Annotated in this window: 18 protein-coding genes; 1 reads left to right on the top strand and 17 read right to left on the bottom strand. The window is 47.2% G+C overall.

The features are described from left to right. Nucleotides 1-32: 32 nt before the first annotated feature. Nucleotides 33-1,007 carry an HTH-type transcriptional regulator CysB gene (cysB, locus tag IDZ20_RS09705; RefSeq protein ID WP_188151227.1) on the bottom strand — a complete coding sequence of 325 codons (975 nt, stop codon included), beginning with the start codon at nucleotides 1,005-1,007 and terminating at the stop codon, nucleotides 33-35. Nucleotides 1,008-1,195: 188 nt separating this feature from the next. On the opposite strand from cysB, the gene IDZ20_RS09700 reads away from it, so the two are divergent. Further along, the gene (locus tag IDZ20_RS09700) at nucleotides 1,196-1,987 is read left to right on the top strand and encodes a sulfite exporter TauE/SafE family protein (RefSeq protein ID WP_188151226.1); all 792 of its coding nucleotides are present in this window, start codon (nucleotides 1,196-1,198) and stop codon (nucleotides 1,985-1,987) included. A gap of 55 nt (nucleotides 1,988-2,042) precedes the next feature. On the opposite strand, the gene IDZ20_RS09695 is transcribed toward IDZ20_RS09700, so the two are convergent. The 16 genes from IDZ20_RS09695 to fabF form a co-directional block, all read right to left on the bottom strand. Then, entirely contained in the window at nucleotides 2,043-2,576 is a 534-nt protein-coding gene (locus IDZ20_RS09695; protein WP_188151225.1) for a universal stress protein, read from the bottom strand. 290 nt (nucleotides 2,577-2,866) lie between these two features. Continuing rightward, entirely contained in the window at nucleotides 2,867-3,772 is a 906-nt protein-coding gene (locus IDZ20_RS09690) for a 5'-nucleotidase (RefSeq protein ID WP_188151224.1), read from the bottom strand. 38 nt (nucleotides 3,773-3,810) lie between these two features. Continuing rightward, nucleotides 3,811-5,172, bottom strand: coding sequence for an alanine/glycine:cation symporter family protein (locus IDZ20_RS09685; protein WP_188151223.1), 1,362 nt, complete (start codon nucleotides 5,170-5,172; stop codon nucleotides 3,811-3,813). A 43-nt stretch (nucleotides 5,173-5,215) separates the two neighbouring features. Continuing rightward, nucleotides 5,216-6,238 carry a D-cysteine desulfhydrase family protein gene (locus IDZ20_RS09680; RefSeq protein ID WP_188151222.1) on the bottom strand — a complete coding sequence of 341 codons (1,023 nt, stop codon included), beginning with the start codon at nucleotides 6,236-6,238 and terminating at the stop codon, nucleotides 5,216-5,218. A gap of 125 nt (nucleotides 6,239-6,363) precedes the next feature. After that, nucleotides 6,364-6,702: a preprotein translocase subunit YajC gene (gene yajC / locus IDZ20_RS09675; protein WP_188151221.1), complete on the bottom strand. Its 339-nt coding sequence runs from the start codon at nucleotides 6,700-6,702 to the stop codon at nucleotides 6,364-6,366. A 312-nt stretch (nucleotides 6,703-7,014) separates the two neighbouring features. Next, nucleotides 7,015-8,016: a helix-turn-helix domain-containing protein gene (locus IDZ20_RS09670; protein ID WP_188151220.1), complete on the bottom strand. Its 1,002-nt coding sequence runs from the start codon at nucleotides 8,014-8,016 to the stop codon at nucleotides 7,015-7,017. A gap of 341 nt (nucleotides 8,017-8,357) precedes the next feature. Further along, nucleotides 8,358-8,828: a thioredoxin-dependent thiol peroxidase gene (gene bcp / locus IDZ20_RS09665; RefSeq protein WP_188151219.1), complete on the bottom strand. Its 471-nt coding sequence runs from the start codon at nucleotides 8,826-8,828 to the stop codon at nucleotides 8,358-8,360. Between the two features lie 193 nt (nucleotides 8,829-9,021). After that, nucleotides 9,022-10,005, bottom strand: coding sequence for a malate dehydrogenase (locus IDZ20_RS09660; RefSeq protein WP_188151218.1), 984 nt, complete (start codon nucleotides 10,003-10,005; stop codon nucleotides 9,022-9,024). Nucleotides 10,006-10,069: 64 nt separating this feature from the next. After that, on the bottom strand, nucleotides 10,070-10,693 hold the full coding sequence (locus IDZ20_RS09655; RefSeq protein WP_188151217.1) for a dUTP diphosphatase: 624 nt from the start codon (nucleotides 10,691-10,693) through the stop codon (nucleotides 10,070-10,072). Nucleotides 10,694-10,697: 4 nt separating this feature from the next. After that, nucleotides 10,698-11,501 (bottom strand): TatD family hydrolase, encoded by an 804-nt coding sequence (locus IDZ20_RS09650; protein ID WP_188151216.1) that lies wholly within the window; start codon nucleotides 11,499-11,501, stop codon nucleotides 10,698-10,700. Nucleotides 11,502-11,591: 90 nt separating this feature from the next. Further along, nucleotides 11,592-11,945 (bottom strand): PilZ domain-containing protein, encoded by a 354-nt coding sequence (locus IDZ20_RS09645; protein ID WP_188151215.1) that lies wholly within the window; start codon nucleotides 11,943-11,945, stop codon nucleotides 11,592-11,594. 369 nt (nucleotides 11,946-12,314) lie between these two features. Continuing rightward, a complete protein-coding gene (locus IDZ20_RS09640; protein WP_188151214.1) occupies nucleotides 12,315-13,310 on the bottom strand; it encodes a DNA polymerase III subunit delta' in 996 nt (331 codons plus the stop codon). Beyond that, complete coding sequence (gene tmk / locus IDZ20_RS09635) at nucleotides 13,307-13,951, bottom strand: dTMP kinase (RefSeq protein ID WP_188151213.1); 645 nt, start codon at nucleotides 13,949-13,951, stop codon at nucleotides 13,307-13,309. The genes IDZ20_RS09640 and tmk overlap by 4 nt, the downstream gene beginning before the upstream one ends. An 8-nt stretch (nucleotides 13,952-13,959) precedes the next feature. Beyond that, nucleotides 13,960-15,051, bottom strand: coding sequence for an endolytic transglycosylase MltG (mltG, locus tag IDZ20_RS09630; protein WP_245792236.1), 1,092 nt, complete (start codon nucleotides 15,049-15,051; stop codon nucleotides 13,960-13,962). 54 nt (nucleotides 15,052-15,105) lie between these two features. Beyond that, entirely contained in the window at nucleotides 15,106-15,999 is an 894-nt protein-coding gene (locus IDZ20_RS09625) for an aminotransferase class IV (RefSeq protein ID WP_188151212.1), read from the bottom strand. 24 nt (nucleotides 16,000-16,023) lie between these two features. Beyond that, a complete protein-coding gene (fabF, locus tag IDZ20_RS09620; protein ID WP_188151211.1) occupies nucleotides 16,024-17,256 on the bottom strand; it encodes a beta-ketoacyl-ACP synthase II in 1,233 nt (410 codons plus the stop codon). Nucleotides 17,257-17,397: the final 141 nt, after the last annotated feature.

Here is a 17,397-nt window from a genome sequence, read left to right as displayed (position 1 = left end):
CCGGCCCTTTTTATTTCTGGAGCAAATACAATTTAGTACTCTGGAAGCTCTATCCCCGAAAACAACTCGTCCAACTCGACCTTTGAATGCCGGTTAAATGCCTCACTTACCAACTCCCTCGTTAAGTGAGGGGCAAACTGCTCGATAAATTCGTACATAAAGCCGCGCAAGAAGGTCCCGCGTCGGAAACCGATTTTAGTAGTGCTAGCTCGGAACAAATGACTCGCATCCAACGCCACTAAATCGCTATCTTCATCCTCTTTGTAGGCCATCTTGGCGACAATACCAATACCGAGACCGAGCCGAACATAGGTTTTGATTACATCAGCATCGGCTGCGGTAAACACCACTTTCGGAGCCAAGCCTCTTTCCATAAAGGCTTCATCAAGCTTAGATCGCCCAGTAAAACCAAATACGTAGGTAACGATTGGATGTTTCGCCACGTCTTCTAGTGTCAGATTTTCCAATTGCGCAAGCGGATGCGCTTTAGGAACAAGAATACAGCGGTTCCAACGATAGCAAGGCAGCATAATCAGGTCGCTGAAGAGGTCCAATGCCTCTGTCGCTATTGCAAAATCAACCGAACCATCGGCGGCCATTTCCGAAATTTGCATCGGCGTACCCTGATGCATATGCAAGCTTACGTCGGGATACTTTTGAATAAAATCAGCGATGATACTCGGCAAAGCGTAACGCGCCTGCGTATGTGTCGTCGCAATAGACAAGCTACCTTTACGCTCGTTACTAAACTCTTGCGCTACCTGCTTAATACTTTCAACTTTGCGCAGAATTTCGCCGGAGGTTCTTAAAATAGCCTCCCCTGCAGGCGTAATCCGCGTAAGGTGCTTACCACTTCGTGAAAAAATCTCTACCCCAAGCTCATCTTCAAGCAAACGTATTTGCTTGCTAATACCGGGTTGAGACGTATACAGACTTTGGGCCGTTGCCGACACATTTAACTCATGATGAGCAACTTCCCAAATATAACGCAACTGCTGCAGTTTCATATGCCCTCCGGATGGCGGCTGTCGTTGATCTTCGAACCTTAGATTCGATCGCCGTGGACCCAAATGCACCCAAAAAATTAAAATGATTATAAAAATATAGAAAAATATTCTTTTGAAGAATAGTTATAAATAACTATATTTGCCACCCGTGTTTGTAATTTAGCAGCGAGAATCACACTTTTAAGCCTATGAACGATTTAATCTTCTACATTTTCGCCGGCGCTGGTGTCGGCTTGGCCGTCGGGCTTACCGGTGTTGGCGGCGGCTCACTGATGACTCCGCTACTCATACTCTCGGGCGTTCCAGAAAAGCTCGCCATTGGTACCGACCTCTTGTATGCCGCCGCAACCAAAACTGGGGCTCTGTACGGCCACCACAAGCAATCTAACGTCAGGTGGCGCACCGTTGCACTACTGGCATCCGGAAGCATCCCTGCATCGCTTATAACCGCTTACGGGTTAAAGAGTTGGATACCACCCGATTTTGACTATAGCCCCATCTTGACCCACTCGCTCGGCGTCATGTTAATCATCACCGCATTTGTTGTATTTTTTAAAAATAGAATACAAACCGAAAGCGAGTCAGCCGACCCGGTACATACGTGGGTTCAACGCCACTCATCACCAGTCACCGTCATAGCAGGCATACTTCTCGGTATTTTGGTCACACTCTCGTCGGTCGGCGCCGGTGCCTTTTGCGCCGCACTACTGTTAACCCTCTATCCTCGCTGGCCCGCATTACGAGTTGTTGGCACCGACATAGCTCACGCAGTACCGTTGACACTTTTCGCCGGCATGGGCCACCTATGGAACGGGAATGTGGACTTTCAGCTGTTAGGGGGCCTATTAATAGGATCGTTACCCGCAGTTCACTTCGGAACCAAACTAGCGGCACGTGTGCCAAATGGCATTTTACAACCGCTACTAGCCACAATCTTGCTGATCATTGGAACTCGGTTTGCTTTCTTTGCGGTCCACTAAAGCGGAATACTCACAATATTTATTAGCTAAAGTCGCAATTGGGACGCGGCAGTGATCACCTCAAACGCGATGAAAAAGACGCCAAGGAGCGTCCAACAGAACCCGCCGGATTCATCATTGGCACCATAAAAACGGGAACCCGAGACAGTTGCAAGATCTTGCTTGTTACAGAACCCATAAGCCTTGAGTCTAACGAGTCAACACCATGGCTCCCTACCACGATCAAATCGGCGTCAGTCGCTGCAGCTAAAGCTAATATTTCAGCGGCAGTATTCCCCTCTACAACAACGACATCCGTAATACGATTAGCCAATTCGTCATCTACCAATGAGTTTTGTTTGATGCTTTCAGTTACCTCGTCTCGAAGCACGTCAAGCAAGCCATCCACACGAGACTTTGCCAGCACCTCCCGCTTAACTTGCGTCGAGCAGTGTGCTTTAACTACTGCCTCAGCCAGTTCGCTCATGGGGGGAACAACATGGACCACCGTAATAAAGGCATCCATCTGAATTGCCAATGACTCAACCTGCAGCAACACATGGGGTGTAAATACGCTCATATCTGCAGCGAATAAGATTCGTTTTATCATTATCTAGCTATCACTCCGCCGCCCTAGCCTTCATAGCACTAATAATGGATAGTACTAATAATTGATTTTGTGAACCGTATAGTTAAGTTGCATGAGCAAGTACACGAAAGCGTCACCATGTGTTTTATCTAATTCATGTTATTGAGAGGTTCGATTACAGATATCGGATTAACACCTGCAGAAATCCACTGTCGCGGAGCTGCCCTCCTAAGAACATCCTTAAGAGTAGCAGGCGAAGAGCTATAGAGCGTCACGAGTGATAGATGGTTTAGCGCTTAATTTGGCGTTTCTTATTGCTCGTTTTGATTGGCGATACCATGCGGAACATGGCCCGTTGCAACGTGGTCGCGTGCCGACTGGCAATGTGCAGGCTGGTCATCAAAAAAAACATCGGCGCCATAGGCCTTAAGAAACTCACCCTTACTTAACCCACCAAGAAATAACGACTCGTCGATGCGAATATTCCAAGCGCGAAGTGTTCGGATGACACGCTCATGTGCCGGTGCAGAACGCGCAGTAACCAATGCAGTACGAATCGGGCATTCGCCAGGTGCAAATTCTTTTTGTAAGCCGTGCAATGCCGCCAGAAAAGACTTAAATGGACCACCGCTTAAAGGCGTCTTGGCTGCGGCAAGCTCACTCTTAGTAAACGCATCTAACCCCTGAGTTTTAAAAACCTGCTCAGCTTCATCAGAAAAAATTACCGCGTCACCGTCGAACGCAAAACGCAGCTCGTCCATTTCAGACTTACTTCGAGTTGACGTTAACAAGGTTGCCGCCGCCACACCATGCTCAAGCGCATGGCGCACATCCTCAGCATCTGTAGACAGAAACAAGTGGCCGTTAAACGGTGCAATATAACGATACGGACTCTGCCCGCCAGTGAAAGCTGCCCGGGTAATTTTTAAACCGTAATGATTAATTGAATTAAAGACACGAAGACCCGTATCGGCACTGTTTCGCGATAACAATATAACTTCGATTCTCGGAGTCTCCATTGCATCATTTATCTTTAAAAGCTTCTCCACCATTTGAAATGCATCGCCAGGCGGCAGCACTACATCCTCGTGTTCGATTTGATATTTAGAATAGGCTTCCAAACCTTCACTCTCAAATACCTGATGGCTCTCATCTAAGTCAAACAACGCGCGTGATGAAATTGCGATAACCAGTTTATTACCAAGCCCGGTGCTCATATTTTTTATATCCAAAAAATAGTCATTATTAATCGTAATTACGATTCAGCTTCCGCTGCCGCTTTATCGTGATTGTCGCTTTTCGAATAGAACTCTCGCGTTAATCTAGCAACCACGCCAGATAACAAAATTAACGCAATCAAATTCGGTATTGCCATTAAACCATTCATAATATCGGCAACGATCCATACGGTATCTAAACTAACTAAAACACCAATCGGAATCGCAGCCACCCAAAGCAACCGAAAAGGATATACCGACTTTTCCCCTAACAGGTATTCGACACAGCGCTCGCCGTAATAACTCCAGCCAAGAATTGTCGTAAACGCAAATAAACATAAAGCAAATGACACCAACTTATCACCATAAGGTAACACCGCGGCGAATGCTTGCTGCGACATAGCCGCGCCCTTGGCATCGCCCGTCCAAACACCGGTTACAATAATCGCCAAACCGGTAATTGAACAGACCACGATAGTATCGATAAAAGTACCCAGCATAGCGACTGTACCTTGACGCACAGGACTATCGGTCGCGGCGGCCGCATGGGCGATAGGGGCGCTACCTAAGCCAGCTTCATTTGAAAAAACGCCGCGAGCAATGCCTTTTTGAATCGCAAGGGCAATTGCCGCTCCGGCAAAACCACCCTGTGCGGCAACCGGTGAAAAAGCACTCTCCACGATCAATACAAAAGCGGCGGGCACAGCAGAGAAATTCCACAACAGCACGACTAGGCCAGCGACGAAATAGCTGATGGCCATAAACGGAACCAGGTGTTTCGCCACCTCTGAAATACGCTTAACACCGCCCAATAACACAAGCCCCACCAAGACAACCATTACCCCAGCAGACACCGGCTTTGGAACGGAAAATGAATTGAACATAGCATCGGCAACCGAGTGAGCCTGTACAGTGTTGCCGATTCCAAATCCGGCGATAGTGCCAAAAAATGCAAATGCTAAGGCGAGAAATTTCCACTTCTTACCTAGCCCATTTTTTATGTAGTACATCGGGCCGCCAACCAACTCGCCTCGGTCATTGGTTTCTCGGTAATGTACCGCGCAAACCGCCTCCGCGTACTTAGTTGCCATACCCACCAGCGCACTGCACCACATCCAAAAAAGCGCACCGGGCCCACCAATACCAATCGCAGTGGCAACACCCACAATATTGCCAGTACCTATAGTCGCGGAGAGTGACAACATCAAGGCGCTAAATGGCGCAATCGAACCATCCCCAGCAGCTTTTCGGCCAGCGAACAGCTGCGAAAACCCATACGGAATCTTTCGCAAACTAAGTGCTTTTATCCTTACAGTTAAAAGTAGGCCCACACCCAGAATTAACCCGAGGGTCACCGGCCCCCAAACGTATCCCGAGATGGTATTTAATGCGTCGTTCATGCAAATTCCCCCAAGAATTTTATTGCACATATCAAGATTATTTCTATCCCGCCCCAGCTAAGAAATCGGTAAAAACATCTCTGTAAGGAAATAATCCAAATAGGCCTCCGGTATGAACAAATACGATATTCCCCATCCCCTTCATACAGCCAGAAGACACCTCGTTTACCAATCCAACCAATGCCTTGCCGGTATAAACTGGGTCTAAGACAACCCCCTCCCCCCTCGCTAGACTGGCAATTTCTTTATATAACTCGGGGTAACCCTGAGCATATCCTGGGCCAATGTAGCTATCTAAGGTAATAATTTGCAAGCGCTCAACAACGGTCGAATCAGGCATTAGATGCGGGTATAGCTGCTGGGCCGAAATGACATCGTCGTGAATACGTTTTTCGAAATAATCTACCGAGTCGCAAACCGCAATCCCAATCACAGGGATCGCAGCACCTGTGAGAGTGGAGCCAAGGGTAAGTCCAGCCTGAGTTCCTCCAGAACCCGTAGCACAGACAATTGCATCCGGTGTAAATCCGGCTTGCTCGCAATCTCGAATTATCTCTTCAAAGGCCGCGACATAGCCCCAAACGCCAACGCCATTACTCGCCCCCGTTGGAATAAGGTAAGGGGTTTTGCCCTGCTCATGATAGTGATGCGACCACTCAGCAAAAAGGCTTGAAAGGTTTCGTTGATATTCAGCGGCGGGATACACCGACACCGCTGCACCGGCAAGTAAATCTAGTAGGTGATTCCCATCAGCGAGCTCCGGCATGGATCCGCGCAAGATCAAATGCACGTTCAGGCCCAATTGAGCCCCTGCTATAGCGGTCGCACGACAATGATTCGACTGTAAGCCACCGCAGGTGATGAGCGTATCAGCGCCAGCTGCAAGTGCGTCGGCAAGCACAAACTCTAGCTTGCGCACCTTGTTGCCACTCATCATCGAGTGGGTTAAATCGTCTTGCTTTAACCAGATTTGAGGCCCGTTAAGACGCGACGAAAACCGCTTCAGATGCCGAAGCGGTGTAGGGAGTTGAGCCAAGGATATTTTAGGAGGGTAAGTAACGGTCATGGCGCAAAGTTACCTCTATTCCACCCCACAGGTAAAGCAAAGCCATAATTTCTGTGATTTCAAAGCAAAAAAAAGCGCCAACCCAAAAAGGTTAAAGCGCTCTTTTTGAATCTATGCTCGCCGGCTTACTTGGCTATAGATTTAATAGTGCCCTTGGGCAACACCGCGTGTACTGAAGATTTCTGAAACTTAAAATCAACATTATTGGCTGCGTTAAGCGTAATGTAGTGTTCGTCAACATCTACGATTTTACCCAACATACCGCTGGTAAGTACCACCTCATCGCCTTTTGAAAGACTCTGGACCAAAGACTGATGCTCCTTTTGGCGCTTACGCTGAGGGCGAATGATAACGAAATACATAAACGCGAATAGACCGCCCAACAACAGGATATTGATGAAACCAGCGTTTGGGGGTGCTGCACCTTCGGTTTGTGCTACAGCGTCGGCGATAAAAAAGCTCATCGGTGAGGGACCTCAGTAAAATTAAATTGAGCCCGAAACTGGGCATACTTAGAGGCGGGTAACTCTACAAGAGTTTGAGATAGAGTCAAGGGCTAGATATTGTCTGACAGACGCAATAAGGGAAGATACTTATAGATCGAATGGCTATTACTAGGAAAGCTCGCTAGCGGCTCTCAACGAGATACTAACAACCCTCGCCGCGAAGTATCTCGCCCTGCTCCATCCGTCGCAGTCCAAAACACACGAGCGCTGGCGCACCCGTGTTTTTATACAGACGTTTAATAACCGTTCAAAACTTACGTAATTTCTAAACTACACGTAATCCCGGAACAGCTTTCTAAACGTACTCGGGGAAAGTCCAGTCCAACGCTTAAAAGCGTTGGTAAAACTAGTACGATCCGAGAAGTCCAAAGACGCCGAAATACTATCGATACTCAGGTGCTGCTTTATCAAGTAATCAATCGAATAGTGGAATCGAACCTGGTCTCGCAGATCAGCAAAACTAACATCTTGCTGCTGGAGCCGCCTTTGAAGTGTACGCTTAGATAGATTTAACTCTTCGGCGATATGGCCAATACTCAAAGGAGATTGTCCAATACGGCGTTCCAGTACCTCCACAACTCGTGCAGGCACCCCAAATACCTCAGGCAAACGTGCCTGTTCGAGGTATTCATCTAGAGTTTTGATTGAACCTAGGGCAAACATCGCCTGATCGGTTAACTTTTTCTGTGCTTGTGCTAAGTGTTGGTCAGTCATAGAGGCCACTCCTTCAGCCAGTAGCTCAACAAAAGATACATCCTCAACAGCAAAATCGCCCGCCTTCCCGACAGAAGAAAGAAAACACAAAACAGCATTGTCGGTATTACGAGAATCTACAACCGTGCCGAGGTACGCACCCACTTGTGTATTATTATATGCCACATTTAATGAATGCACATTAAATAAGCTAGTGTCGGGGATGGCACAAGTCTCATTTTGAGTCAGAACTTGCTCGCAAAATGCACCACTTAGGGTCAAATGCTGACCAACAAAAAAATTATCGCCCCCTCCTGCGCACGCATAGACTTCAAAAACCCGCGCGGATACAGGCCTAGTGACCAAGGCCACATCAAACTTCAAACGTTTTAATCCTACCTCTAGTAAAAGGCTAACGCCCTGATTGATCGAATCAAGGTCTTGCACATGGGCTAACACTCGGTACAAACAGGTTAGGGTTTCAACGGGGTTATCCATATCATAATCAGAAATATCGGGTATCGTCCTTGGCTGGCTCTGATGAAAACCACTACTGGCTATCAGCTTCAAATCACTCACCTTATGCGCTTTGGTTTGGCGCTTATGCATTTTTGTTATTAACAGCGATTTAGGGTCGCCAACTACTTATAGGCGTAAACTATTGTTTTGCTCTGCACGACACCAGCATCAAGTGCGCCAGCTAGGGACTTTATGCGTCATTAATTTTGGAAGGCTACCCAATCCACACTAATTAGCATGTTAAGGAACACTTTGACACGCTTTTGATCTTACTGAATTTTGTAAAAATAAAAAGAATAATTATGAGATTTGATAAGTAAAAAGCCAATGTTGTACTAACATTGGCTTTTTACGAATTGAAGCGACCGAATTTAGGCGGGAGTTGATTTATTTCTCAGCAGTTACAATTTTTTAATGCATGCAATAACGTCATCGTGATGTGTTTTTGTTTTTACCGTATCCATTACTTCACGTAAACGCCCCTCTTTATCGATAATAAATGTCGTTCGCAGAATACCCATAAACTCTCTGCCCATGAATTTCTTTAATCCCCATACGCCGTATTTTTCGGCTATCGCATGATCTTCATCAGACAAAATATCAAAGTTTAGACCTTGCTTCTCTTCAAAGTTTTTCAACCGCGATACAGGATCAGGGCTAATGCCGAAAACCTTGGTATCTAACTTAGCAAGCTCCGATTTAATATCCCGAATACCACACGCCTGCGTAGTGCAACCTGGGGTAGAAGCTTTAGGATAAAAATAGACAACGACGTTTGCCTTCCCTTTGTAATCGGTTAATTTGATAGTTTCGTCATTTTGGTTCTTCAGTGTAAATACTGGCGCTTTATTACCAACTTTTGGAAATGTCATAGCGGTGCCCTTTTCGTATTGCAATTTAAAAGTGGACGTTAAGTAATAACAATAATTATACGTAACTAACGGCTTACTGGATAACCGCATTTAATAAAAAAGAGTGTTTACTGTGTAACGAGCGGGGAAGAATGCGAGGGATCGATAAATAGGGGAAAAGCGGAAATACCTTTGTATTTCCGCTTTTGTGATATTAGGCAGGCAATAAAGATTTTACTGCATCGCGCTCTTCTTGCAACTCAGCCTCGGTTGCCTTCATTCGCGCTTGAGAGAATTCGTCTATTGATAGACCTTGAACGATCTTCCAATCACCATTCTCACATACACAAGGGAACGAGTAGATTAAACCTTCCTCGATACCATAGCTACCGTCGCTATAAACACCCATACTAACCCAATCGTTAGCCGGTGAGCCTAGCGCCCAATCACGCACATGGAAGATCGCAGCATTCGCCGCTGAAGCCGCGCTAGATGCTCCACGAGCTTTAATAATAGCTGCTCCGCGCTGCTGGACCGTCGGTATGTAAGTCGCTTCGTACCAGTCGCGATCAATCTTATCGATTGCAACATCACCATTAACCTTGGCATGAAATAAATCTGGGTACTGAGTAGAGGAGTGATTGCCCCAAATAGTCATCTTGGTTATGTCGTTAATGCTCACACCCAATTTATGACCAAGTTGTGACATACCTCGGTTGTGATCTAAACGCGTCATAGCGGTAAATTGACGTGGGTCGATATCGGGGGCGTTGCGCTGAGCAATAAGAGCATTGGTGTTTGCAGGGTTGCCAACAACTAAAACCTTAATATTACGGGAAGCATTATCATTAATTGCTTTCCCCTGAACAGAAAATATTGCGGCATTCGCTTCCAATAAATCTTTGCGCTCCATACCTGGGCCACGCGGGCGGGCGCCAACTAATAATGCGTAATCAGCATCTTTAAATACAACGTTCGGATCATCGCTACAGATAATGCTATCCACCAATGGAAATGCACAGTCATCTAACTCCATAGCAACGCCTTTAAGCGCCTCTAACGCAGGAGTAATTTCTAGTAACTGCAAAATGACTGGCTGGTCATTTCCCAACATATCACCAGCGGCGATACGGAATAGAAGTGAATAACTAATTTGGCCTGCTGCGCCGGAAATGGCTACACGTACGGGTGCTTTCACGATAATTCTCCGTGGTTAGTTAAATATCTATGCTGTGCCCAGCACATGGGGGTATTTATGAATATCAGTTTGGATATCGCGCTTCGAGTTCAGAATAGAGTGCCTGCTGTAAGTCTGGGCGCGACTGGTCAAGGCTATCAATCGCCTCTATCAAATGTTCGTTATCTTCCCTACCGCTCCAGATCTTACTGTAGGAACCCTCTTTGTAACCGTGCTCTTGGCGAAATATGTTCAATACATTTTTGCCAACATATCGACTAAATAGCTGATCAAACGTTAGCCCGACACCGAGCATTAAACGATTAAATTCTGGAATACTAAATGCCTTTGTCCGCAAGGTAGTCTCTGTGAACGCTTCCAAATCCTGTTTGAAATCTAAGTCAGTCTCATCATGATGTAGCTGTGGTGCGATCTCGCTAGCGATTTTACTATAACCAGCAAGATCAGGTTTGACTTCGAGCAACATTAAGCTCAATCCGAAGTGCCAAATATCGATAAGCTCCAAAACAACCTGATCGGTATCGGGCGTTTGCTGCTTCCACCACTTCCAACCGTAGTGATCCATTAATTCGGCACACTCAACCCAGATCGCGCGATACCATTCAAACCCCTGCTCGCGCCAATCTGCATTTACTTTTAGGTTCATGGCTTCTTGTAATTGAAGCATGGTAATTAGTTGTTGTTGCATTAAATTAAGCCTCAGCTAAACCGGTGCGCGCTTGTTCAGCACGAGAAAATAAGCGATGAAAGTTGTCGCGTGTTATCTCGGCCAACTGCTCAAGTGTCACGCCCTTTAACTCTGCTACATATTCGGCGACTTGACGAACATATTTCGGCTCATTCGGTTTGCCGCGATAGGGAATCGGAGCCAAATAAGGGGAGTCGGTTTCGATCAACAGGCGATCTAAAGGGACTTGCCGAGTAACGTCTCGCAGCTCATCGGCATTTTTAAACGTAACGATACCCGAGATTGATATGTAATAGTTTAAATCCAGTGCTTGCTTTGCCATTTCCCAACTCTCGGTAAAACAATGCATCACCCCTGCAGATTCGGTACTACCGTAATCTTTGATCAAGGCAATGGTATCTTCCTTCGCTGCTCGGGTATGTACAATAATCGGCAACCCCAGCTGGCCACCGGCGATTAAATGATTGGAGAAACTTTGTTTTTGATTGTCTGCATTGTCAGCGCTGTAATGGTAATCCAACCCCGATTCACCAAGGGCGACTACTTTGGCAGCTCGCGACCATTCGATAAGTGTCTCCACCGATACAACTTCATCGCTCACGTCGGTAGGATGAATACCTACGGATGCATAGATGTTTGGGTAGGCTGCGGCAATATCCAACACCGCTTGACGGTTTTCATCGCTGATACACACGCACAACATTTCACTAACGCCGGCCTCATTTGCAGCGGCGATAGCCCCAGCCAAACCGTCAGGGTAACGGGACAATTCAAGGCGGTCTAAGTGACAGTGGGAATCTACAATCATAATTAAAGCTTTTACGTGTAAGTACGCGGCCAATTGCCAGCGTTAGGCATACACCTAAACGCAGGAATTGAACAAGTTTTGTGATTTAAATTACATGGTATGAGTGGGTCGGTCTGACTCTATTGATCCTGCAAGATAGGTTTCGATCTTTTTTGAAGCGATATCATCTTCACTACTAAACTGCACGCCAATACCTGCAGCTCGATTACCTTGAGCGCCCTTCGGCGTTATCCACACCACTTTACCTGCAACTGGAATTTTTTCGGGCTCATCCATCAGGCTTAACAACATAAATACCTCGTCACCAAGGCTATATGTCTTGTTGGTAGGAATAAACAAACCGCCGTGCCGCACAAACGGCATATAAGCTGCGTACAAAACCGCCTTATCGCGAATGGTTAACGAAAGAATGCCATTGCGGGCTGCGCCACCTAAACCTTTCATCAAAACTCCACTGTGTTGTTTACGCCAGATATAAGCCGATACACCTTCAAAATTTAATGCTGCTAGCTAGAACCAGCTGTTCAACCCTAAAGCTGGGTCCCGCGGCTCGACAAATATCAGAAGCGCTATACTTGAATTGACCAAGCGAAACTTATGTCAAATTGTCGACCTTGACTGCCGACAGTTTAAAGGAATCCTGAGTCAAAAACCGTAATGCCGATTAAGTTTAGCCTGTTTTTGAGGAAAGTTTAGCTAGCAATAGCGTCGCGCGCCGCTACGATAGACAATCTACCAGTAGGTGTCTAGTTTCTAGGGTTACAGCCGCAATAATGAACACATAAGTAAGAAGCGCCAATCGAAAAGCTAAACCTAGCGTAGGCGAGCCAATAACTGCCAATCTAATAGGGTTTCTTCCAAGCCTAGCTGAGCGTTCACATTAGCGCCGCTAGACAACAGTTTTTTCCGCTGGCATAGACTGTCTCGATAGCGAAACAATGCCTCCAGTGGCACCGCATCAAAAGCTGAATGCAGTTCTGCCCACTCTCGCGCTACACCTGCGTCAGGCTCGACCGAGCCCATTTTCACTTTAACTAAACGCTCTACCCAAGAAATGAGTGTGGCGACTATTTCGTCCAGCGGATAATTCTTCCACTCCACAGCCAGTGCAGCCGTGGTCTTAGTTCCGCAACTTAACGATGCGAGACTTTCGCACATTACTCGGCGGTTATCGACTACTCCATCTTGCCACCACAGCATGGCCGTTAGCGGCGCGCCGCCGGCGTCATTGAGCAAACTGACGGAGTCTTCAACGCCCATGGACTGCAACCACTCCGAAGCCACGGCTGCCGCAGGAATTCCCATCGGGATAATAGCGCAACGACTGCGGATCGTCGGCAAAACGCGACTCGGTTCAAGGCTAACCAGCACTAAAATGGTGTCGTTTGACGGCTCTTCTAGAGATTTAAGTAAAGCATTGGCCGCATTGGCGTTCATTGCTTCAACTGGGTACAAGACGACAACCTTGCGCCCGCCCTGCTGGGCCGTCTTAGACATAAACTCGTTAACAGACCTAACTTGATCAACCTTAATCTGACGCGACTTTTCTTCTGGGTGAATCTCAACAAAATCGGGATGACTACCGGCCGACAATAAATGGCATGCTTTACATCTTCCACAGGCACTTTCATCGATAGGTGCCAAACACAACAAATACTGCCCCATCGCTTGACCAAGCTTTTCTAAGCCGAGCCCTTTGCTACCGGTAATCAATAACCCATGAGGCAAGGTGTTGTTGCGCAACTGAGCCGTAAAACTTTGCCATTGCGCTATTTGCCACGGATATGGCGGCATGGCTAGCACACTCATAAAACACGCTCGAGCAGACGCTCTAGTTCGGCAAGTAGATCCGCTTGCACCGACTCTAGCGTTTGCCCTGCATCGATGACAACAAAGCGCTGCGGATCGGCGACCGCACGCTGTTGGTAGCAGTCTCGCACCCGCTCGAAAAAAGCCAGCTGCTCCTGTTCAAATCTATCCAGCTCAGCGCGCGCGCGCGCCCTCTGTAAACCAAGCTCCACATCGATATCTAGAAGAAAGGTTTTATCCGGCTGACGATCGCCTTGCACCAGTTTTTCCAACTGTGCGATTACCTCTTGTGACAATCTTCGGCCTGCGCCTTGATACGCAAAAGTCGCATCGGTAAAACGATCACACAACACCCAGCGCCCAGCAGCCAACGCCGGCTCAATTACCGTGTTTAGATGCTGAGCGCGGGCCGCAAACACGGTAAGAAGTTCGGCCGTTGGGTCGAACGCCTCGTCTCGATTGGCTAACAAAATTTCTCGCAACTCTTCCGCGAGAGGCGTGCCACCGGGTTCACGTGTAACGACTAAATCAATACTGCGATCACGTAAAAAATTTTCGATTAAATTAATATTGGTAGACTTACCTACGCCCTCAGTACCTTCGACAGATAAAAATAATCCGCGCTTTTGTGCTTGTAACATTAGCGTACTTACTCCGAGTTTTCTTGCCTAGTGATAACATCGTTTACCGCATCTTCAATTACCACTGGCGGAGCCGAACGATAATTCTTGGTACGCTTTTTTTGATACTGTTGAACAGCTTTTTCGTGTTCTTCCAATGTGTCAGAAAACTGATGCGTTCCATCACCGCGCGCAACAAAATATAATTCACTACCAGCCGCAGGATGCAAGGCGGCATAAATGGCCTCACGCCCAGGCATTGCAATTGGCGTTGGCGGCAGCCCTTTGTTGGTGTAAGTATTGTACGGTGTCGGCGTTTTCAAATCAGAGCGTCGCAGGTTACCACTATAGCTATCGCCCATACCGTAGATGACTGTCGGGTCGGTTTGCAAACGCATGTTTTTTTCTAAGCGACGTACGAACACACCAGCAATCATATCGCGCTCGTAACCTACGCCCGTTTCTTTTTCAACGATAGAAGCCATAATCAGCGCGTCATACGGTGTCTTGTAGGGTAAATTCTCGGCTCGCTGCAGCCATTCCTCCTGTAGCACCTGCTGCATTTTATTAAAAGCACGAGTCAAAATATCGGCATCGCTGTCGCCCTTAATAAATTGATAGGTGTCAGGGAAAAACCAACCTTCCGCGTGCGCGCCATCTAGATTTAATTGCTTTAATAACGCTTCGGTAGGTGACGCTTCGACCTTATGGATAAGCTTCGGCTGAAGCTGCAAATACTGCAGATATTGTTGCGCTGTGAGGCCCTCCACAAGCGTAACGTGATACTTAACGACATTGCCAGCATGTAACTGATGCAGGATATCCACCGGTGAAACACCAGCTGTAATTTGATACTCACCGGCTTTAATTAAGGTTAACGACTTGAGCTTCGCGTATTGCACCCAGACCCGCGGCCACTCAAGAACACCGTCACTATTAAGCTTTGCCGCAACGCGATATAACGAAGTACCTTTGGGAACATCAATAGATTGACCACGGGAAATCGTCGCTATCGGCGTGTGCAACCAGCTATAACAAAAATAAACCGATGCCGATACCGCTAAAAAAGCAGACATTACTAGGCCTAAACACAACCAATAGACACTTTTTTTCGTCATCATTTAATCAATGCCTATATAAAACTAAGCGTGTGTGAAACTAATTGAGCTTTAAACTTAAGCCTGTGCGACCCGAAGCCTATTCGCCATATTCGAAACTTGCTCAGCGATAAGAGCCATTTCAGATGTATCACCGCTGCCGCAATTTTTTCCATCAATACTCGCGATCGGCACAATGCCGCGTGCGGCATTTGTCAAAAAGGCGTAGTCGCAAGCGCGTAGCTGAGCGAGGCTAATATCCGTCTCGACAATATTGGGTAACGCCGCTGCAGAACAGTTTTCTATCACCAACCGCCGCATTACGCCGGCAACACCGACGCGCTGAATTGTTGGGGTTAACAAATTTTCGCCCTGTTTCACAAAAATATTATGGTGTACCGTTTCAACTAAGCAGTCACGACTGTCTAAAAGTAGCAACTCTTGATTATCTTGCGGCTTTGAGCGCGACACTGCCAGCGAATAATCGAGCCGCGATAAATGCTTTAGCCCAGCTAACGCGGGATTATCGGACAGCCGATGACTAGCGCTAACAACATCAACAGGAGGCTGCAGCCAACCCAGAATATTTGTAGGCCGAAACTGTAACACCCTGCTAGGCTCGAGATTTGCGGAGAAATAATTACCGCGACCGCCGACACCCCGCGTACAGGTGATACGAGCAATTCCGTCTTTTATATTTGATTGAACGTTGTCGTTACCAACAGCTAGGCTAAACGCATCGAGCTCCCGCCGCAATTGGCTAATATCGAGCGAGATGCCTAAAAGCGTACAGCCCTTTGCTAGCCTATCTAGATGGTAATCTAAGAATGGAAAGCCGCCCAGCTGGAAGCGTAACGTTTCGAATACGCCATCGCCCAACAAAAAGCCGCGATCAGAGTAGGAACTGGTAGCACCATCTGGGGCAAGCTGTTTGCCGTTTAAAAACAAGCATTCATGCTGCCCCAATGTCATGGTGCGCACCCGATTTGAGAAGAATTAAACTTTGGTAAATAACAAAGTTCCGTTAGTACCACCGAAGCCGAAAGAATTACTAACCGCCGTTTCGATTTTCATTTCTTGTGCTTTGTGCGGCACAAAATTCAAATCGAAACCTTCGTCCGGCTCATCGAGATTAATGGTTGGCGGCGCCACTTGATCACGAATCGCCAATACAGAAAATATCGCTTCTACTGCGCCAGCGGCGCCGAGCAAGTGACCAATCATCGACTTGGTGGAACTCACCGCAAGCTTTTGCGCATGCGCACCGAAAACGCCTTTAACGGCGCCACATTCAGCGGCATCGCCGGCCGGCGTTGAGGTGCCATGCGCATTAATATAATCGACGGCATCGGCATTTAAACTGGCGTCGCGGAGTGCATTGCGCATCGACAATTCAGCACCTTCACCAGAGGGCGAAGTAATGTGATATGCGTCGCCGCTGGTGCCAAACCCTTTTAATTCTGCATAAATTTTTGCGCCGCGCTTTTTGGCATGCTCGTAACTTTCGAGCACCATAATGCCTGCGCCATCGCCAAGTACGAAACCATCGCGACCTTTGTCCCATGGCCGACTGGCACGCTCGGGGTCGTCGTTGCGCTTTGACAAAGCGCGCGCGGCACCGAAGCCGCCGATACCCACAGGGGTTGTAGCCATCTCTGCACCACCAGCAATCATAACGTCTGCTGCACCATACATAATTTCGCGTGCGGCTAGGCCAATACTGTGAGTGCCGGTTGTACAGGCAGTCGTTACAGCTAGATTAATACCCTTAAAGCCGTAACGAATAGAAAGGTTACCGGCAATCATATTAATAATCGCGCCGGGAACAAAAAATGGGGAAACACGACGTGGCCCGCGATCGCGAATGGTAATTGCAGTATCTTCGATCGAGCCTAGCCCGCCAATACCGGAACCAATTACACAGCCAATACGAGCGGCGTTTTCGGGGGTAACTTCAATGCCGGAATCTTCAACAGCCTGAATACCTGCAACCATTCCATACTGGATAAACAAATCCATTTTGCGCGCTTCTTTTGCATCTAGATAAGGCTCAAGATCCAAATCTTTAACCGACGCACTAATCTTTGTACCGAAGGCTTCAACGTCAAATGATGTTATAGGGCGAACTCCACTTTGACCGGCCAATATAGCGCGCCAAGTATCATTCACATTGTGACCGACGGAAGTGACCATTCCCAATCCGGTTACCACAACTCTTGTACGACCCACAGGAATCCTCCATTTCTTAAAAAGCCAACTCTAGGCTTTTTTATGACGTGTATTCGCCATTACATTTTGTTATTGGACACAGAAAAAACAAAAGCCGCACTATGCGAGATAGATACGGCTTTTGATGGTGGTGGTAACGAA

Source organism: Teredinibacter waterburyi (assembly GCF_001922985.1).
In the GTDB taxonomy this organism is placed as follows: domain Bacteria; phylum Pseudomonadota; class Gammaproteobacteria; order Pseudomonadales; family Cellvibrionaceae; genus Teredinibacter; species Teredinibacter waterburyi.
The sequence above is the reverse complement of the archived record's forward strand: the minus strand, read 5'-3'. Positions and strand labels throughout refer to the sequence as shown.

Excerpts from the sequence above, each read along its gene's own strand:
- IDZ20_RS09640 (WP_188151214.1), bottom strand. The coding sequence starts at position 13,310 with ATGAGTGTGCTAGCCATGCCGCCATATCCGTGGCAAATAGCGCAATGG.
- bcp (WP_188151219.1), bottom strand. The coding sequence starts at position 8,828 with ATGACATTTCCAAAAGTTGGTAATAAAGCGCCAGTATTTACACTGAAG.
- tmk (WP_188151213.1), bottom strand. The coding sequence starts at position 13,951 with ATGTTACAAGCACAAAAGCGCGGATTATTTTTATCTGTCGAAGGTACT.
- IDZ20_RS09690 (WP_188151224.1), bottom strand. The coding sequence starts at position 3,772 with ATGAGCACCGGGCTTGGTAATAAACTGGTTATCGCAATTTCATCACGC.
- mltG (WP_245792236.1), bottom strand. The coding sequence starts at position 15,051 with ATGATGACGAAAAAAAGTGTCTATTGGTTGTGTTTAGGCCTAGTAATG.
- IDZ20_RS09645 (WP_188151215.1), bottom strand. The coding sequence starts at position 11,945 with ATGAAAGGTTTAGGTGGCGCAGCCCGCAATGGCATTCTTTCGTTAACC.
- IDZ20_RS09625 (WP_188151212.1), bottom strand. The coding sequence starts at position 15,999 with ATGACATTGGGGCAGCATGAATGCTTGTTTTTAAACGGCAAACAGCTT.
- IDZ20_RS09650 (WP_188151216.1), bottom strand. The coding sequence starts at position 11,501 with ATGATTGTAGATTCCCACTGTCACTTAGACCGCCTTGAATTGTCCCGT.
- cysB (WP_188151227.1), bottom strand. The coding sequence starts at position 1,007 with ATGAAACTGCAGCAGTTGCGTTATATTTGGGAAGTTGCTCATCATGAG.
- IDZ20_RS09680 (WP_188151222.1), bottom strand. The coding sequence starts at position 6,238 with ATGACCGTTACTTACCCTCCTAAAATATCCTTGGCTCAACTCCCTACA.
- IDZ20_RS09685 (WP_188151223.1), bottom strand. The coding sequence starts at position 5,172 with ATGAACGACGCATTAAATACCATCTCGGGATACGTTTGGGGGCCGGTG.
- IDZ20_RS09655 (WP_188151217.1), bottom strand. The coding sequence starts at position 10,693 with ATGCAACAACAACTAATTACCATGCTTCAATTACAAGAAGCCATGAAC.
- yajC (WP_188151221.1), bottom strand. The coding sequence starts at position 6,702 with ATGAGCTTTTTTATCGCCGACGCTGTAGCACAAACCGAAGGTGCAGCA.
- IDZ20_RS09695 (WP_188151225.1), bottom strand. The coding sequence starts at position 2,576 with ATGATAAAACGAATCTTATTCGCTGCAGATATGAGCGTATTTACACCC.
- IDZ20_RS09700 (WP_188151226.1), top strand. The coding sequence starts at position 1,196 with ATGAACGATTTAATCTTCTACATTTTCGCCGGCGCTGGTGTCGGCTTG.